A 17225-nucleotide genomic window follows, 5' to 3' on the forward strand; every position below is an offset into this window, starting at 1 on the left:
CGCATGACGAATCAGGAAACCCGCGCCCCCAACGCCGGTTGTCCTGATTGTCACCCGCCCCGGTGAGGCCCGGTAGATGTTTGATCGCGGGGCTGCGGGCCTACAGCTCTTCGGCGAAGTTGGTGGGCTCCTCCGGCTCGGGAAGGTAGCCGCCGGCCTTGAAGAGGTCGATCATGGCCGAGCGTTCCTGCACGGTCATGGAATCGGGGCTCGGCAGCACGATCAGGTCCGGATCCGGGGTGTCCATGGGCACCCACTGGGTTGCGGAGTTCCACACGCTGTTCGGGCCGCGCACCGGCCCTTGGAGCTTCTTGGTCTGCTTGGGCAGGTCGTTGACGTCGATCTTGCCGTTCGCGTCGGCCAGCCGTGCCAGCCACGGTCCCCACACGTAGCCGATCTCGACGAGGTGTTTGGAGATGATCGCCGCCCAGGCTGGCGGGATACCGACGCCGCCGGGGCCGAGGCCGGGCACGTTGATCAGGGCTGCGGAGAAGTGCTGCTCTGGGTCGTTGAAGTCGACGGTGTCGAAGGTCGAGTACACGAAAGTTGTTTCCTTTATTCAGTTTTCGTCATAGCACGCCGAGATCCTGGATGAGGGAGATGATTTCGCGCAGCTGCTCCCACGCTTTGACGGCGGGGTCCTGGATCTCGCGCTGACCGACGGTGATCTTCCAGCTGGGCGCGCGTTCACGGTCCCAGGCCAGTTCGATCTGCGATACCCGGTCGACGAACACTCTACCGGGCGGCATGCCGCGGATCGTGGAGCCGATGCGGTCACCCAGATAGAAGTGACCGTAGCCGGGCGCGCCGATGAGGAACGGTGCGCCGTCGGCCACCACGAGCTCATGGGACGTCGTCTCGCGGGTGCTCCACTGCCCCGAGCGCATGGCCAGCAACCAGCCCAGACTGTAGGCGCGGTCAGCACCTTCCTGAAATTTTTCGTGGTAGTAGTGGTAGCCCAATTTCCTTGCGCGGCTTTGGAATCGCCACTTGCCGAACGCGGCGATGACGTCCGTGTAGAGGGGGGCCAGCAGCCGGTCCAAGGCGCCGCCGACCGGCGGAATCACGACCGCAGCAGCGATCAAGTCACCGACGGTCTGGATCGCGGCGCCGATGACTTCGTTCACGCCCGGGGCGCTGTGGCCGCCCGCGATGACGCCGACGTCGGTGGCGGGCCGAAAGGTGAAGTCCGCGGTCTGGATTCCGGTGTGCGGGGAATCTCGGTAGATCACCCAGGGGGCTTGGGCGAGGGTGCCGCGCCACTCGGGGTCGTAGTACTCCGGCGGGATGTTGGGGTCGGCGACGATGTCGATGCCCTTGTCCAGGCCGTCCTTGTCGATGCCGAGCACGCCGTGGATCAGGCCGCCGAACAGGTCACCGAAGAACGACGTGGACTTATAGGCGGAGCTCTTGTCCTCCAGGTCGATCACCAGGCAGCCGAACTTCAGGTTCGCCCCGGGCCAGGGCGGCGGGTCACCGGGCAGATATCGGCGGAAGGTCCAGGTCAGCTGGGCGTCGGCGACGATTTTCTTGCTGGCGTCGTGCACGGTCTTCATGCGCGCGATGACCAGCGCCGGCATGGAGGTGTCCAGGCCGATCGGGTCGGGTTTGACGACCATGGTCCACTGCGACTGATCGAAGTGCCCGTAGGTAGCTGGATCGAGCGGATCGTCCGGCAGGAACGTCCATGCCCGGGTCTGCAAGCGCCAAATGTTAAAAAAGGCAAGCAGTTTCAGTGCCCAGCGCGAGGGTCCGAACAGGAAGAACCAGCGCGGGAACTGAAATTCGGGGGGCAAGAACGGGTTTGGGTAGCAGACGATGTGTTTGAGCTCTTCGTAGTCGTGCTTGAAGGCCATCACCAGTGACCGGGTGCCGTCGTCGGCCGCGCGGACCGAGAACGATTCCATGCGTCCTGACCAGCGGATTCCGTCTTTGTCGACGGTCAGGTGGATGTTGGAGGTGTCGCGGCCGTCGACGTTGACGACCCACTCGGCCAGCCAGTAGTCCATGGGTAGCTCGAGGTGCGCCATGCCGGTGTCGTTGTTGACCTCGGTGATGGACGCGGACAGGATCCGGGTCACCTTGCCGCGCAGGTTGTAGTCGCCGTCCCACAGCCGCACTAGCGGAGGCGCGAGACGGCGGCGACGCTCGTCTTGCTTCTGGGCAACGAATTTCGCGTACTCGAGCTCGAAATCGAATGCGGGCGCGCTCATTCCAGCCCCCACGGCCGCGACCAGTTGCGCTTGACCCGCACCTGTACCGAGGCACCCGGGCTGGCTTCCTCTACCGACACCGGCAGCTGAATTGCCTTGGTGTAGGGCGGGATCGCGTAGTTGTAGGTGACGCCGTTCATCAGCGACCACACCTGCGACCCCGCCGGGTCGCGCAGCATGTCTTCGAACGGGTCGGTGTTGATCCAGAACGTCTGGCCCGGCTTCTGCTTGGGCATCCGGATCCGGCGGGCGGCATCGGCATCGGCGCGCCCGAAGCTGTTGTCCCCGAAGGAGTAATCCGGGATGGTCCAGCGGGCTCCGCCCTGGAGGATCCACTCCAGCCACACCGGCTGATCGGTGGGGTTGTCGATGGTGACGTACCCGGACCCCGAGGTGCCCGAGGCGAGGACCCAGGTGTCGGTGTAGGGCTGTTCCTCGTACCACCACGGGTCGCCCGCGCAGACGGTCATCACGACCTTGCCGGACCGGAGCAGATTCGGGTCCTTCTCCGGCTTGAAGTTCGGCTGCTCGAGCAGTCGCACGTTCAGGTAGCGGCGGCCGGAATCAGGGGTGGTGATCCACAGTTTGGAGTCGCGGTCGTAGGCCCAGTTCTTGCGCCATTCGCTGTCGTTGATCTGCCACGAGCCGGTGTCGATGTCGTCGATCCAGACACCGAAAACGATGTCTCTCTTCAGGTATCGGTGTCCGGCGTAGCTGCCGCCGATCTGGTGGGCGTGCTCGGTCCAGATGGTTTTGACCGGGGCATCCCAGATACCTTCGACGTCGGTACCCAGGATCACGCCCTGCTCGCCCATTCCCGGGCCTGACAGGGTGAACCAGCTGCCCATGCAGCCTTCCACCTCGACCAGGGTGCGGTTGTCTTCCACAGCGGGTTGCCGCCTATTCAGTTGTCGTATTCAGTTGTGTGCATTGCTGTTTCAGCGGGTCATGAACCCCGCGGCCTTCTGCTGCTGACGGATCGCGTTCTTGCGGATCGCCTCGTCGATGTTCGAGACGTGGTAGTGGATGTGTTCCTCTACGACCTTCTGGGCGTTCTGCACCGCGGTCTGCGCATTCGAACCCGCCTGTTGCGCTGCGGACGTGATCGCTGCGCCCGGATTCGCGAGCGCGGTGCGCGCTTCCTTGTATCCGGGCATCCGGTTGCCCAGCTCGTAGTTGATGACCTGGTTGAGCTGGTCGTCGGGATCGTTGGCCGCCGAGATTGCTTTGGACAAGAATCCGCCGCCGGTGATCCCGAGATCGGAGGTGAACTGGTCCCAGATCGCCTTGGAGGCGTTGGAACCCGCAGTGCTCCAGATCTGCTGGTAGTGCGCCGGATCGCGGGTGGTCTCCGCCGACTTCTTGTAGGCGGCGGCGACCGGGTCCTCGGTCTGCGTATTGGCCAGCGAAGAACCTGCCGCGTCACCGGGATTGGTGACCTCGGGGTTGGTCAGGGCGGCGTCGCCGTTGCTGGAGTTGGAGTTGTCTTTCTCTCCTTGCCCGGTGCCGGTGACGCCGGTCTTCCCGGCCGACGGATCGGGGTTGGTGTTCTGGATGTCACCGTTCGGGTCTGCGGTCGGCGCTTCGCCGTCTGGCAGTTCGCCGGTCAGCATTCCGGTCTGCTCGTCGACCTCGGTCTCGCCGGTGTCGGTCCCGCCGGTGGCGGTGGCGTTGGTGTCGTCCTTGGCCGCGGTGCCGCCGGAGGGTTTGGCACCGGCGTTGGCCTGACTGGGGTCGTTCTGTTTGGGCTTGTCCTGCTTGGCATTCGAGGCGGTGACGTACTTCTTGAGCGCCTTGGCTGCCGCAGCGACCACCTTGCCGAGCATCTCCACGAACTCCGCCGGGCCAGACGGCGCGCGGTAGCCGCCTTCCAAACCTGGTGTAACCGAGGCGAGTTCGGCGAGCCGGCCCGTCATGGTCTGCCACTGCTCGTTGGTGAACACCGGCTCGGGCTTGCCGCTCATATTCCAGCCCCAACCCAGATGCGGCAGCCAGCCGCCCTGGTCGTAGCCGTGGCCTTGGCCCCATTGCGCGGCGAGGTCGGTGCCGTAGCGGGCGCGGTAGTAGCGCAGCGCGGCGCTGATGTTCGCGTCCGGGTTCGTGCGGTCGTTCGGGAGCGACGGATTGCGGTATGCGGCAAAGGTTCCTGGGATCACCTGGAGCAAGCCGACCCCTTCGTTGCCGCCGGAGTTGACGTCCTTGATCCGCTGGATGATGTTCGGGTCGCCGCTGGACTCGGACTGGATCTGCGCCAGCGTCAGCCGGATGTTGCGCTCGTCGGCGGCGAAGCCTTCGCGCTCGAGCGCCGCGATGACGTTGGGCCGCCACTGCTCCACACCCGCGCTGATGTCGAACGGAGTGACTCCAGCATCCTGGGACCGGCCGACCTGGGCGGTGACGGCGTCCATGATCGTCGAGAACGCGGCCCCGGTGATCTGTTCCATCCCCGAGTTGCCGACCTTGGGCATCTGGGCCTTGAGCTGCGCGAGCGGCTGGAGCAGCAGCTCCTGCACCTTGCCGGTCGCTGCGCTCAGCGCGGACCAGTCGCCGGTCGGCATGGTCGTGCCCGAGAGATCGCCCAGGGCCTTTTCCAATGCCACGTGGACGTGGTTGCGATGCTCGGCCATGGTGCCGGCGCCGTACACGCCCATGCCGTCACCGACATCGCGCATGTCTTTGACGTTGTGGTTGAAGGGGGAGTGGATCAGCTCGCGGGTGTTCGACATGAAGTTCGACGCGATCCACGCGGCGAGCTTCTGCATGCCGGGGGTGTCATCGACGCCATCGCTGAAGTCGCCGGCCTGGCCGGTGGAGTGGTACGACCCCGGCTCGTTGCGGTAGCCCGAGGTCAACTGCATTCCGGGGAACCGCTCCGTGATCGCGGATTCCAACGACCCGACGATGCCGCCGTTCTTGAACGCACCGCCCCACGGGCCGCTCGCCATCTGCGCCTGGACCGCGCCCACACCGCCAGCGCGAGCGGCGGCGTTCATGCCGTGAACCCAGTCCGCGCCAACCGCCCGAGTGAACTCGGGACGCATGACCGATTCGCCACCGCCGACAGCGATCGTGGTGGTGTCGCGGCCGGGGGTGTAGCCGGGGATGATGCCGCCGCGGAAGTAGCCCCCGATCTCCGGGATCCCGCCCTTCCACTCCGGAAGGCTCGGCAGAACCGCGCGCACCGAGTTCCAGGCGTTCATGAGACCGCCGTTGAACACCTGTTTGATCAGCCAGTCGATCGGCCGGGCGACAGCAGCGCGGACCCCGTCGAACGAGGTGGTGATGCCGGTCTTCGTGGTGGCGAACTTGGTGTCGAGCTCGGTCAGGCCGGTCGCCAGCTTCGGCAGGATGAGCGTGGTCAGGTTGTTGACGTGGCCGTCGATGCCGTTGACCAAGTCCTGCCATGCTTTGAGCGCGCCGGTGTCGCCCAAGTGCTCGGTGAACTTCGTTTGCAGTGTGCCGATGGCGGTGGCGAGATCGTCGACCTTCGGCTTGGCCTTCTCTGCGGCGTCACGGCTGACGTCGATGCCCTTGCCGAAGTCGCCGTTCTCGGTGTTCGCGTCGACGAACGCGGTCTTGAGCTTGTTGACCACCTCGACCAGGTCGTTGTACGACTTGGCCGTGGCCGCGTAGTCGACGTTCGGCGGCTGAGCCGGGGCAGCCGCGGCGGGCTGCGGGGTCGGCTGGCCAGTGGCGGGCGCGACGGGTGCGGGCTGGCCAGTCGTGGGCGCGACCGGTGCGGGCTGCCCGGTGGTTGGCGCGACTGCCGGAGGCTGGCCAGGGGCCGGGGCGGTGGCCGTCGGGTCGGGCACCGTGGGCATGCCCTGGAGTCCCATGCCGCCGGTCGCGCTGTTGAGCTGCGGAGTGAGGCGAGCGCGCGCAGAGCCTTTCGACAGCCCGTAGGCGGCGAGTAGCGCGTTGAGCGCGGCTTCGTTCTCGGGGCCGGTGAGACCGGTCTGCTGCGCGATCGAGTTCTGGATGGTGCCCAGCACTTCGGCGGTCGCGGCCTCGGTCTTGGCAAGGGCGGCTTCGACATTGCGGTCTTTGTCGTTGTCGAGGGCCTGTGCGAACTCCGATGACAGCGCGTTGTCGTAGGCGGTACCGGCAGTTTTGATGGCGTCGCGCAGGTCGCGACTGTTCTGGTTCTTGAGGCTGATCTGGTTGTTGTCGATCAGCACCGCGCCGCTGTTGGCGTCGGCGGTGAAGCCTTTGAGTGCGTCAGCGGCCTGCCAGACTCCTGCCCGGCTGTCGTCGAAGATGTTGGTGTTGTTGCGCTGCTTGGCCAGCGCGGTCGACAGCAGTGCGACGGAATCGGCGGCATCGAGGTTGCCGTCTTTGACCTTCTCGATCGCGTCCTTGAGCCGGTTGGCGGCCTGCTGGTTGTCGACGAACTCCTTGCGTAGATCGGCGAGCCGCTTGCGGGCGGCGTTGATCGCGTCCTTGGTGTCGTTGGGGTCTTTGCCCAGCGAGCCCAGGAATTCCTGGTACGCCGCATTGGTGCCGGTGATCGCGGCACTGATCTGGGTGGAGGTGAAGTCGTCGAGGATGCCCTTGACGCCGGAGGCTTCGTCGGCGGCCTTGTTGCGCTCGTCGTACTCCTTTTGGATGCCGGCGCGGATCTTCTGGGCTTCGTCTTCGTCCCATTTGATGACCTTGGTTTTGCGCCAGGTCATGTCGCCGTGGCTGATGCGCCCGTCGATATCGGAATCCAGGCCCTTGCGGAACTGGTCGATTCGCTCGAGCTCGACGCCCTTGACGTTGTCGTCGACCAGGCCGTCGCTCTGGTTGAGGGCGTCGCGGATGCTGCCCTTGTATTCCTCGTAGTACTTCGAGCGGTCCTTGATCGACTGCTGGAACCGAGACTCCTTCTCGTCCCATTCGTCGAGCTTGGAGGTGATCAGCGAGAACGCTCCGGCCGCGACAGTGAACGCCGTGACCCACGGGCCGCCGAGGGCGTCCTGGATGCCGCCGAGGCCCTTGAGCACCGAGGAGAACGCGCTCGAGGCCCGGCTGGGCATGGCGTCGAAGGCGCGTTCGGTCGTCAGGCCGATCGCGCTGGTGCGGGTCAGGATTCCGCGCTGGAAGCGACCGTATTCGCGGTCGGTCGCGTCGAGGGACGCCTTGGCCTGGTTCTTGGATTCGCCGTAGACGCGTCTGGTGTCGCTGAGGATTCCCGCTAGGCCGGTCTTGATGCTGTCCGCGGCGGCGGAAGCGGCGGCCGTGGTGTCACGGGCAGCGCCTGCGGTGATGTTCTTGGTCTTCGTGCGGGCGGTGCCGGCCTCGTCGACGACGCTGCCGAACTGGCGGCGCACCGAGGTGGTGGTGTCGGTGGCCTGCTGCTTGGCGGCGTCGCCGGTCGCCTTGGCCTGCCCAGCTGCCGCGGCGCTGGCGGCACGACCATGTTCGACGGTCGCGTCCTTGGCGGCCTTGGCCTGGCTGTTGATCGCCTGCTGGCTGGCCTGGGCCTGAGCATTGACCGCGGCACCGGCGGCGTTGGCCTTGTTGCGGGTGGCGTCGATGTCGGCCTGTGCGCTCGAGGTCGTCGAACGGGTCGGGGCGGCCGGATCCGGGAGTTCGCGGCGGCGGCCGTCGCGATCGGTTTGGGCGCCGGACTTCGGCTTCTTGTCGTCGTCGCCGAGGGTGCGCGCGTCGGGGTCGGCGGCCAGATCCAGGGCGGAGTTGCGGCGGCGGCCGTCGCCGTCGAGGTCGCCGTCCTTCTTGCCGTGCTTCTTGTCGCCTGCGGCGGGGCTGGTGCTGGAGGCCAGGCTGTTGACCTGTGCGCCGGTGTCGGCCGCGGCCTTGCCGAAGCTGCGCAGGGTCGAGCCGAGGGTGGAGAACACTCCGGATAGGGAGCGCAGGGTGAAGAACCCGACGAGGATGGTCATCAGGCCGTTGAGGGCCGCGCCGACTACAGGCAGGTCCATGAGCGCGTTGACGACCGTGGCCAGCGCGTTTGCCAGGTCGGCGAGCACTTTGAGGGTGTGGCCGCCCATGGTCTGGAGCGCGTCGCCGAACAGGCCGGTGAACGCGCCCGCTAGTCCGCCGACGAGGCGCTGGATGTCGTCGAGGATTTCCTTGACGCGGCCGAACACCTGGCGGATGCGGTCCGCGCCTTCAGCGGATTTCGTCCACTTCTCGAACGAGGCGGTGGACTCGACCATGCGCGCGGTCATGGAGTCGCCCTCGCCGCGCAGTGCTTGGAAGAACCCGCGCAGGCCGCCGAAGGTGTTGCCGACGATCTTGCCCAGCTCCTGCATCTTGTCGATGCCGTTGTTGATGGACTGGTTCAGTTCGCCGGTTTCGCGTTTGAGGCTGATCTTCTCCGACCAGCGGGTGGCGGCGTCGTTGATCGCCCGGCCCAGGCTGGGCAGCACCGCGGAGCCCGCGGTGGTGAGGTCGACGAAGATCTTGGTCAGCGGGGTGGCCGACTTGCTCAGGCCGTCGAACATGCCCCAGGTGTTGGACAGGAACGACGAGAAGTCCTTGAGGGTCTTGGGCTGGCTGAACACATTCAGCGAGTTCTTCAGACCGGTGTTGATCTCGCGGTTGATCCCCGCCAGGCCCATGCTCAGCACGGGTAGCTGCTCGCGCGCGACGGTGGTGATCGACTTGCCCAGGCCGTTGGTCAGCGCGTCCTGGGAGGTCTTGCGCAGCTTGGTCCACTCCGGACCCAGTGAACGGATGTCGTCGACGAGACCCTGCGCGTTGGGCGAGAGCTTGTTGTAGAGCTCCTGGAACTTTTCCCCCAGCCCGGAGGTGCCGAGCTTGGCGAGCAGCTTGGTCTGGTCGTCGATGGCGCGCTGGTAGTCGCGGGCCGCGCGGGTGGCGCGCTTGTTGGCGTCCTCGTTGGCTTGGGCGACCGACTCGGCGACTTCCTTGACCCGCTCCTGCGACTCGGCCAGGGACTCGTTGGCTTCGGTCAGCGCCTTGCGCGCAGCGATGACGTTCTCGTCACCTTCGATGCCGTCCTTGTTGGCCTTGTTGGCGGCCTCGACTTCTTTTTGGTTGTTCTTGCGGGTGTCCTCGAGATCGAACTGCGCCTGCTCAGCGCGAATCTGCGCCTCGGCGATGTCGATCCAGCTGGCGTTCGGGTCCGCTGCGGTGCGGATGACGTTCTGGCCGGCCTTGTAGGCCGACAGTGCGGCGCTGCGCTCGTCGAGCGAGTTGTCGCGCAGGGCGTCGTTGAGGTCGCGGATCTTGTCCGCGGCATCCTTGCGCGCCTTGTTGAGGTTCTCCTGCGCGGACTTGGTGCGGTCGAGCGCCGACTGCACCGACTTCTCGGCCGAGGCGATCTGGCGGGCGCCCGACACTGCGGTGCGGTCGGCGCTCTCCCGGGCGTCGCTGAGTGAGTCGTAGGCGTCAGCGACCCGCTCGGCGGCGTTCTGCTGCTTTTCGGCGACGTCGGCCGCGGAGTTGCCCGCGTCCTTGGCGGCCTTGAACGTGCCGATGATGCCGCTGCCGCCGACGGCGAGCGCGGCGATGCCGATACCGGCCGTGGTGATGAGCGCGGGCAGGGTGGCCAGCGCTGAGGCGGCCTGGGCGGCGGAGGAGATCAGCGGGAGCAGGTTGACCGCGCCCATCGCCGCGAGCGCCGCGCCGGCGGTGGTGGCGATCTGGGTGATCGACGACAGGTAGCGGCCGGCGTAGATCAGGCGGTCGTTGACGCTGTCGAGCCAGCTGGCGGTGCCGTTGTCGAGTCGTTCGGTGAAGCGCAGGAAGGGATTTGAGTTCTCGCGCTTGCGTAGCGCGTTGCTCTCGACCTGGTAGTTGCGCGTGGCGATTTCGGTGCGCTGCCGGTTTCGGGACTTGCTCGTCTCGATCTTGTCGCGTTCGAGGATCGCGGATTTGAGCTCGCGCTCGGCGGCCGTGCGGCGGGTGACCGCGGCGGTCGCGTCGTTGTCGACCTCGTATTTGGTCAGCGACGCGCTCTTGATGCGCTCGTCGGCGGCATCCGCGCGGGCCTGAAGTTCGACCGCTTCCCGCTCGAGCGAATCCAGTACTGCGGCAGCCTCGGTGACCCGGGTGATGACGACGTTGTCGACAGGGCTCAGTCGGCGCTGCTTGCCGTTGTCCTTGGTGCGAAGGTTCTTGACGCGGGTTTCGACCCGGCGGATCTGGGAGTTGCGGTCGCCGTTCTGGGCAGGGAGCCCAGCGTTGGCGCGCATCGCATCCTCGACCTCGGCGCGCCCCTTCTCCATCTGCTCGCGGTCGTGGTCGCTGAGGGTGACCGATCGGCGGAACTGGTCGCGCAGTTCGTCGGCGTTCTTGCGGGCCTGCGAGAGCGCGGCGCCGGTTTCTTTCGCCCGCGCGCGTGCGGCACCGTGGTTGGACACAGCGCCGTCGAAGGCCAGCTGGGCGCGCGCGGTTTTGGCCTTGTTGCCGTCGACGCTGGCTTCGGCCAGACCGCGGGCGGCCTTGCGGACGGCTTGGTCGGCGCGCTTGACCGACGTCCACGCCGTCTTGGCGTCGCGCAGAAGTTTGTCGTGGGCCTTGGCAGTGTTGAGCCACGCCTTTGCCCGGCGCTCGGTGGTTTCGGTGAGCTTGCCCGCGTTCTGGATCTCGGACTGGACGTCGGGAACGCTGACCTTCTGCCCGCGCAGCTCCTTGGCGGCCTTGTTGCCCGCAGGCTTGAGCCGCGAGAGAATCTCCTGCTCGCGCCCGTTGACCTTCTCCGCGAAATCGTTTGCCGCTGTGGCCTTCTTGGCCTTCTTCTGCTCGGAGCGGGCATCCTCGTCGGCCCACCGTTCGCCGCGCCCGAGGCGTGCATCAGCCCGCCGTGCCTTGCGCGCTTCGGCGGTCCGCTTCAGATTTCCGACGTGTTCGTTGTCTCGGACCGCTTCCTTGGCGACCGAGCGGCCCTTGGCGACCTTCGTGGAGTTGTCGGCTTTGCCCTGTTTGAGCGCGAGGTCGGCAGCGAGGACTTTCTGGACGTCGAAGCCGCCCTTGCCGCTCGTCTTGCGGACTTCCTGCTGGAACGCTTTGGCGTAGGCGCGGGCGAAGGTTCTGCCGAACAGCTCGCCCTGCCGGTCGGCGGCCTTGCGCACGCCGCGCAGGTCGTCGTCTGCGTGGCGTTTGCGTTCGCGAGAGGATCGGTCGTGGTCGGCGTCGCTGCGCGCCTTGCCCGCGGCCTCGCCTTCGCGCTTGGCCTTCTTCTTGGCCTGGGTCTCGCGGTCGCGGTCGTTGCCTTTGTCGTCGGCAACTTGGGAGCCTTCGACGTAGCGGCGGATCGCCTTTTCGAGGTCGCTCATGTCTGCGCCGACAGCGATCTTTACGTGACCAGCGATCAGTGACATGTGCGAACCCTTTGTGGCAGTGGATGATTGGGTCAGAACCCGAATGCGGACATGGCGTCCTTCGCGGCTTCGCGTTCTTGGCGAGCGCGCAGAACGTCGACAGCCGACACCGGGCGAGGCATCGGCTCTGGCTGTGGCGGGTTCTTCCCGGGCGGCAGATTGACCGCGATGAGAGTGGCGTTGAGGATCTGCAACCGGTCAGCGATCGTCAGCAGCAGATGGGTGGTGAGGTCGTAGCCGGCCGAGGAGCGCATGACGGGATCGGCATCTTCGACCGGGGCGGATTGCCTTCGTGCTTCGGCTTCGTCTTCGGCTCGCAACCAGTCCTCCGCGAGATCCATGTCCATGGCCTGGGAGGCGCGGTAGCGAGAACCGTCGGGGAGCTGGCGCAGAAAGCGCGCGAGTTTGGCCCATGGCAGCTCACCGCGAAAGAAGGCGAGCAGGTCTACACGCCAGTAGGCGTGCAGATCCCACTCGATGGCCTCGTAGTGCTTCTCGATGAGCGCTACGAGGCCGAGTCGCCCCCCGGGAACGCCGCCGCGCCGTCGTCAGCGCCGCCGTTGAAATGGGCGTTGATGTCGTCGATCAGCGCGAGAGTGACATCGAGTGGCTGGTCACGCAGGGCGGCCCAGACCTTCGGAAAGGCGTCCTCGCCGACGAGGGCGGCGATCATGTCCGGCAGGTCCTCCGGGGAGACGGTGTCGGCGTCGTCGGAGAGCCGGGCGAGCATCAGGGTCCGCTCGAGACCGATCGGCGGGGTGATCATCACCGGCGGGTCGTAGGCGTCGAACGCGTACGGCTCGAACACCTTTCGGTCCTTGGTGGCCTCACGGACCAGCCGCGACCAGTTCGATTCGGCGGGCTCGGACGTCTTCTTGGGGGCCTTGGTGGCAGCCATGAGTGAGCGGCTCCTGATATTCAGTTAGGTATTCAGTTATGGATTGGCCTGCGCCCGTTTACTTTCCAGCAGGCCGGACAGTGTTGGGCTTGGGCTTGCGATCGCCGGAATCTGCTTCGACGTCTACGGTCGGCGCGGCGGCGCTGCTACCAATCTTGGCGACATATCCGACGCACGCCAGATCATTGACCGAGGTAGGACTGTGAGCGGTCACCTCGAGACCGTCGGGGGACACCATGACCACGGGGGTGAATGCACTCATGAGAGGCGAAAACCTTTCGTACGAAAAGACTTTGGTGAGAGTCGATCTCTGATCGCTCCGGCGCCGCCCAGGTGGGACGAGCGGCGCCGGAGCGGGGAATGGCCGGAGGGAATCAGGCCGCGGCGGTGAAGCCAGCCTTGGCGGCCAGGGCCTTCCAGCCGGGGCCGGCCAGGACGGTCTTGATGGCGTAGCCGGTGGACTCGTCGAGCTTGGCCGAGGCGGTGAAGCCGTAGCTGATGACCTCGTCCTGCTTCCAGGACTGCTCGGTGACCTCGATGATGGTCATCTTGGGGATCACCTTGATGACGTAGGTCGTGGTCGGGCCGGCACCGTCGACGCCGATGAAGATGCCGCGCTTGTAGGTGATCGACGGCGCGGTGGGGTCGGCGAATTCCGTCTCACCGGTGATCGGGTTGTACTTGACGTTGGACAGGTCGCGGTTGTGGAACAACTCGAGGTTGGCCTTGTGGGTTTCCTGACCGGTCCAGGCGATCTTGGTGGAACGCTTGGTGACGTCGGTACGCGCGGACTCGAGCAGACCCCAGGCTTCAACTTCGGAGGTTTCGGTCTCCGGGGTGAAGGTGGGTGCGCCTTCCTTGGACACGTGGCCCAGCGAGGTGAAGCCTGCGGACTTCAGGTCGAGCAGATCCGCGGTCGCACCGGTGGTGAATGCCTGCGGGACCTCCACCGACATGGGCGCGATGAAGACGGCACCGGCGAGCGGCTTGAGCAGCAGCGACTGCTTCAGATCGCGCATTACGTTGAGATCCGCCATCGCGGCCTCCCTATTCAGTTGTGTATTCAGTTGTGGGGGTCGAACTTTCAAGCCGCCAGCGAGCGCGACTCGAGGTACTCGGCGGCGCGGTGCAGCGTCGTCGGGTTGTCTTTGAGCAGGCCGATTCCGGTGTTGCAGCCGTGGCACAAAATGCCCCGCACTTGCCCGGCCCCGCCGTGCTGGTGGTCGACGACGAAGGGGACGTCGACGGCTGTGCAGATCGCGCAAGCACCGCCCTGTTCGGCGAGCAGCTCGGTGTAGCGGTCGCGGGTAATGCCGTAGCGGCCCCGTAGTTTCCGGTCGGCGGCGCAGTCGCGGCATTGACGTTCGATGCCGTGTCGCTTGCTCAGGTTCCGATGAAAGTGACCGGTTGGCTTGTTTTCGAGGCAGCCGGAGCAGGTATGAAATTGTGCGGTCATGGCCTACTGCGCTCGGAAGCTGAGCCAGTAGCTGGACTCGACGAATCGGTTGTCACCAGCGAGGTCTGGTTCCTGGGTGTTGCCGACTTCCTCGCTGGTGTTGTCGATGAGCACGCCTCCGGCGAGGGTCCGCGACGCGCCCAGGACGCGGCGACGCACCTTGCTCGCGGCGGCCCATGCCTTGGGGCGGGTGTCGTCGACGACGACCACCGACATCAATGCCCGGTCGGTGATCCCGTCTTCGCTGCCGCCGCCGACGCGGTTGATCGCGATGATGGTGCCGAGCTTGGCCCATTCATCGGGATCCGGCAGCGCGGTGCAGGTCCAGCCGAGATCTTCGAGCAGGGCCATAGTGACGAGCTCGGCGTCGGGGAAATCCATGGGTTCGCTCATCGGGCTCGGTACTTCCGTTCCAGGTCAGCGACGATCGAGCGCAGTCTCCGGTTGTCGCCACCCATCGTGTGGCGCGCGTACCTGCTGTACCGCGGCGGGAATTGGCCCGGCTTCACTCGCTGCCGCACCGCAGGGCGCGGGTACTTGCTGGCCAGATTCCATCGACCGAATTCGACCGCACCGGCGTAGTCAGCGGTTGCGGTCAGCTCGGCGACCATTCGGGGCCGTTTGCCGCCCGCGTCCTTGCGCATTGCCAGGGCGAGAGTGGTCGCGTTGGCCAGATGGCCTGTCTGCCAGCGTGTCCGCGCCCGCCACATGTCTTGGCCTTGGCGGGCCACGCCCAGCAGGATGCCGCCCATGACCGGTCCGGTCATAACAGTCTCGACGGCGGGGTTGATCGCTGGTTTGGATTGATCGCCGTACCAGGTGAGGCGACCGAATCGGCCATAGCGGGGCACTGGTGTTAGTTCCTATCCTTCGATCCGCCGGAGCTTCACGATCAGCCCGGGAGTCCACCCGGTCACCGGATGCTTGGGGTTCACCGGCCGGCCGACAACGTGGTACTTGTCGCCGTCGGGCAGCTCGATCAAGTCGTTGGCCAGCACATCGGAGCCGATCGGGACGCCGTAGAGAGTGGCGTCGTAGCGGGCCAGCTCACGATCAGCGGTCGGGGCTCCATTGGCGTTCGGCTCGTCTTGCGCGCCGTAATCGACAACCACGCCATGGATCTCGTGGTGCTCCACATACGAGGTGTCGCCGAACCGGTCTCGGGCCGGGCGGCGCCACACGACCACGGTGTCGCCGTGCAGGTTTGGCAGCAGCATCACACCGACCACCTCACTGGAGCGATTCCGAGGACACCGAACCGCTTCTTGCGGGCGCGCAACGGCTTGAGTTCCTCTGCGGTGAAATGCAATTCGCCGGAGGCCACGTTGTCGTGCAGGCGGGTGGTGGACCCGCCGACGGCCTGATAGGCGACGCCGGCGGGGTTGCGCACCACCCGTAGCACGGCCGCGCAGACGGCGCGACGCGCGTTGTAGCGCACCAGTTCCGGCAGCGCGGCGGGGTTGCTGGCCAGCCGCGGCACCAGCGACATCAGCATCGCTTCGGCCTCGAGGATCTTGGTCTCCGCGAAGACGAGCTGCCGTTCGGTCAGCTGCCCTTCGTAGGAGGCGATCAGATCGGTTCGGCTAGCAAAGACGCCCATCGCGGTTACGCCCCCTCGGCGGGCTTACGGGTGCGCCGCTTGGGCGCGACCGGCTCGGCCTCGGATTCGGGCTCGCCGCTGGTGGCCGCCTCACCGGCCCCCGCTTCGACAGCGGGGGCCGGGGCGGAGTCCCAGGCGGCGGGGTTGGTGATCTGGCGGGCCGCCCACTCCGGCACCTCGTCGGCCGGGCCGAACCAGCACGGTGCGCTGTGTTCGTCGTAGGCGACCACCCACGAAATCAACTTCGCCACAACAACACCCGGCCTAGTAGACCGTCGCGACGAACAGGCTCTTCGGGTCCTCGAGGACCGGCAGAGTCAGCGCGTCGACCACGGTGGTCTCCTTGAACGGAGGACCGGACTTGACCACGACGCCGGTGATGCCGGGCGCGTCCTCGAAGGTCATGTCCGACTGTGCGGCGTTGACCAGCTCGAGCGCGGTCGCGGTGACGCCCCACTTCACCCCGCCCAGGCGACCGGCCGGCGGCACGAAGATCACCTTGTTCTCGGGGATTACGCGCTTGTCGACGCCGTCGACGCGGATCACCGTGTCGTAGACCTCGGCGATCGGCGGCAGGTTGTAGTCCTCGAGAATGTTGTTGACCACCGAGCGGGACACGATCTGCGGCGAACCGGCGATCGAGGCCGCGTAGGTGCGGAACTCGGCGTTTCGCTGGAGCAGCGACGCGGTCTTGCGGGAGATGATCATGCCGGCCGGGGCGAACCCGTTGTCGGCGATGTACTTCTCGGTCCAGGTCGCCAGATCCGAAACGATCTGGGCTGCGGCGGTGTCGGTCCACACCTTGCCCGCGGTGACGAAATGGTCGCCGGGGACTTCGAAGTCGGCCTTCAGGTACAGACCGTTCTCGCCTGCCAGGTCGATCTTGCCGGTGTGCAGCAGCTCGCCGCGGGCGACTTCGATGCGGTTGCGGATCGCGCGGACCGCCAGCTCGATGTCGTTGTAGATCGCCGAGGTGATCGCCGAGAGCGAGCCACCCTTCTGCCGAGCACGCTCGAGCTGCAACCTTTCGAGCTCGCCCTTCATGCCCTGCACCGAGATCGGAAGCAGGTCGACTTCCTTGGTCTCGAAGAAGTCCCGCTCAAGCTGAGGGATGTTGCCGTCGAACGACCTGAAGCTGGCGGTCCGGTTCACCCGGGTCGAATTGACGAGCTTGATCGTCTGCTCCTGCACCAGCTGGTCCGGCAAGAACGCGGACAGCTTGTGATCGGACGGCAGCGGGATCTCGCGCGCGAAGACGGTCGCCGAGTCGGGATGGACCGGCGCGTCGAAGACTAGAGCCATGGGATGGCCTCCGTATTAAGTTGTGTATTCAGTTGTGAGAGACCAGGTTTCAGAAGAACTTGAACCAGGCAGCCAGCGTGGTCTCGGCGGTCGAGTCGAGGCCGGCACCTGCGGGCAGCTTGTTCTTCTTGATGGCGCCGGGGCCGAACCACAGCGGCGCGGCCTCATCCGGGCCGGTCGGGGCGAACGCGTCCCATAGGAACCCGGCCGGGGTCTCGCGGCCGTCGGCGGCGGTCTTGTCGTAGGGACCGTACTTGCCGGTGGCCTTGATCAGGCCGAGCACAATGCCCGAAGGCAGGTAGCCTTCCGGCATCTGCACCGAGGTGAACTTGCTCATGTCCAAAGTGACCGAGGCGCGGCCAGCCTGTGCACTGATGTCGGCGTAGACGAACGCGCGCGAATCACCCCGGAACGTACCGGTCTTGCGTGTGGCGATGTTGCTCATGAATGGCTCCAGTGATGG

16 protein-coding genes are annotated in these 17225 nt (G+C 66.1%); all 16 read right to left on the reverse strand.

Going from position 1 to position 17225, the window contains the following annotated elements; genetic code table 11:
- Window positions 1-100 precede the first annotated feature (100 nt).
- The 16 genes from ACWELQ_RS00150 to ACWELQ_RS00225 all read right to left on the reverse strand — a co-directional run bounded on the left by ACWELQ_RS00150 (window position 101) and on the right by ACWELQ_RS00225 (window position 17207).
- A complete protein-coding gene (locus ACWELQ_RS00150) occupies window positions 101-541 on the reverse strand; it encodes a phage gene 29 protein family protein (protein WP_452394807.1) in 441 nt (146 codons plus the stop codon).
- A gap of 28 nt (window positions 542-569) precedes the next feature.
- Entirely contained in the window at window positions 570-2213 is a 1644-nt protein-coding gene (locus tag ACWELQ_RS00155; protein ID WP_452394808.1) for a Gp37-like protein, read from the reverse strand.
- Complete coding sequence (locus tag ACWELQ_RS00160; RefSeq protein WP_452394809.1) at window positions 2210-3100, reverse strand: phage tail protein; 891 nt, start codon at window positions 3098-3100, stop codon at window positions 2210-2212. Before ACWELQ_RS00160 ends, ACWELQ_RS00155 begins: the two co-directional genes overlap by 4 nt.
- A gap of 51 nt (window positions 3101-3151) precedes the next feature.
- On the reverse strand, window positions 3152-11461 hold the full coding sequence (locus tag ACWELQ_RS00165; RefSeq protein ID WP_452394810.1) for a transglycosylase SLT domain-containing protein: 8310 nt from the start codon (window positions 11459-11461) through the stop codon (window positions 3152-3154).
- A gap of 77 nt (window positions 11462-11538) precedes the next feature.
- Window positions 11539-11853: a hypothetical protein gene (locus tag ACWELQ_RS00170; protein WP_452394811.1), complete on the reverse strand. Its 315-nt coding sequence runs from the start codon at window positions 11851-11853 to the stop codon at window positions 11539-11541.
- Window positions 11854-12011: 158 nt separating this feature from the next.
- Window positions 12012-12404 (reverse strand): hypothetical protein, encoded by a 393-nt coding sequence (locus tag ACWELQ_RS00175; protein ID WP_452394812.1) that lies wholly within the window; start codon window positions 12402-12404, stop codon window positions 12012-12014.
- Window positions 12405-12462: 58 nt separating this feature from the next.
- Entirely contained in the window at window positions 12463-12666 is a 204-nt protein-coding gene (locus ACWELQ_RS00180; RefSeq protein WP_452394813.1) for a hypothetical protein, read from the reverse strand.
- A 112-nt stretch (window positions 12667-12778) separates the two neighbouring features.
- A complete protein-coding gene (locus ACWELQ_RS00185) occupies window positions 12779-13441 on the reverse strand; it encodes a phage tail tube protein (RefSeq protein WP_452394814.1) in 663 nt (220 codons plus the stop codon).
- A gap of 47 nt (window positions 13442-13488) precedes the next feature.
- Window positions 13489-13860: an endonuclease VII domain-containing protein gene (locus ACWELQ_RS00190; protein WP_452394815.1), complete on the reverse strand. Its 372-nt coding sequence runs from the start codon at window positions 13858-13860 to the stop codon at window positions 13489-13491.
- A gap of 3 nt (window positions 13861-13863) precedes the next feature.
- Window positions 13864-14253: a phage tail termination protein gene (locus ACWELQ_RS00195; RefSeq protein WP_452394816.1), complete on the reverse strand. Its 390-nt coding sequence runs from the start codon at window positions 14251-14253 to the stop codon at window positions 13864-13866.
- The gene (locus tag ACWELQ_RS00200; RefSeq protein WP_452394817.1) at window positions 14250-14627 is read right to left on the reverse strand and encodes a hypothetical protein; all 378 of its coding nucleotides are present in this window, start codon (window positions 14625-14627) and stop codon (window positions 14250-14252) included. Before ACWELQ_RS00200 ends, ACWELQ_RS00195 begins: the two co-directional genes overlap by 4 nt.
- 96 nt (window positions 14628-14723) lie before the next feature.
- On the reverse strand, window positions 14724-15080 hold the full coding sequence (locus ACWELQ_RS00205) for a hypothetical protein (RefSeq protein ID WP_452394818.1): 357 nt from the start codon (window positions 15078-15080) through the stop codon (window positions 14724-14726).
- On the reverse strand, window positions 15077-15460 hold the full coding sequence (locus tag ACWELQ_RS00210; protein ID WP_452394819.1) for a Gp19/Gp15/Gp42 family protein: 384 nt from the start codon (window positions 15458-15460) through the stop codon (window positions 15077-15079). Before ACWELQ_RS00210 ends, ACWELQ_RS00205 begins: the two co-directional genes overlap by 4 nt.
- A 5-nt stretch (window positions 15461-15465) precedes the next feature.
- The gene (locus ACWELQ_RS00215; RefSeq protein ID WP_452394820.1) at window positions 15466-15711 is read right to left on the reverse strand and encodes a hypothetical protein; all 246 of its coding nucleotides are present in this window, start codon (window positions 15709-15711) and stop codon (window positions 15466-15468) included.
- A 13-nt stretch (window positions 15712-15724) separates the two neighbouring features.
- On the reverse strand, window positions 15725-16762 hold the full coding sequence (locus ACWELQ_RS00220) for a major capsid protein (RefSeq protein WP_452394821.1): 1038 nt from the start codon (window positions 16760-16762) through the stop codon (window positions 15725-15727).
- Window positions 16763-16811: 49 nt separating this feature from the next.
- A complete protein-coding gene (locus ACWELQ_RS00225) occupies window positions 16812-17207 on the reverse strand; it encodes a head decoration protein (protein WP_452394822.1) in 396 nt (131 codons plus the stop codon).
- Window positions 17208-17225: the final 18 nt, after the last annotated feature.

It is taken from the genome of Nocardia sp. NPDC004722 (assembly GCF_053601505.1).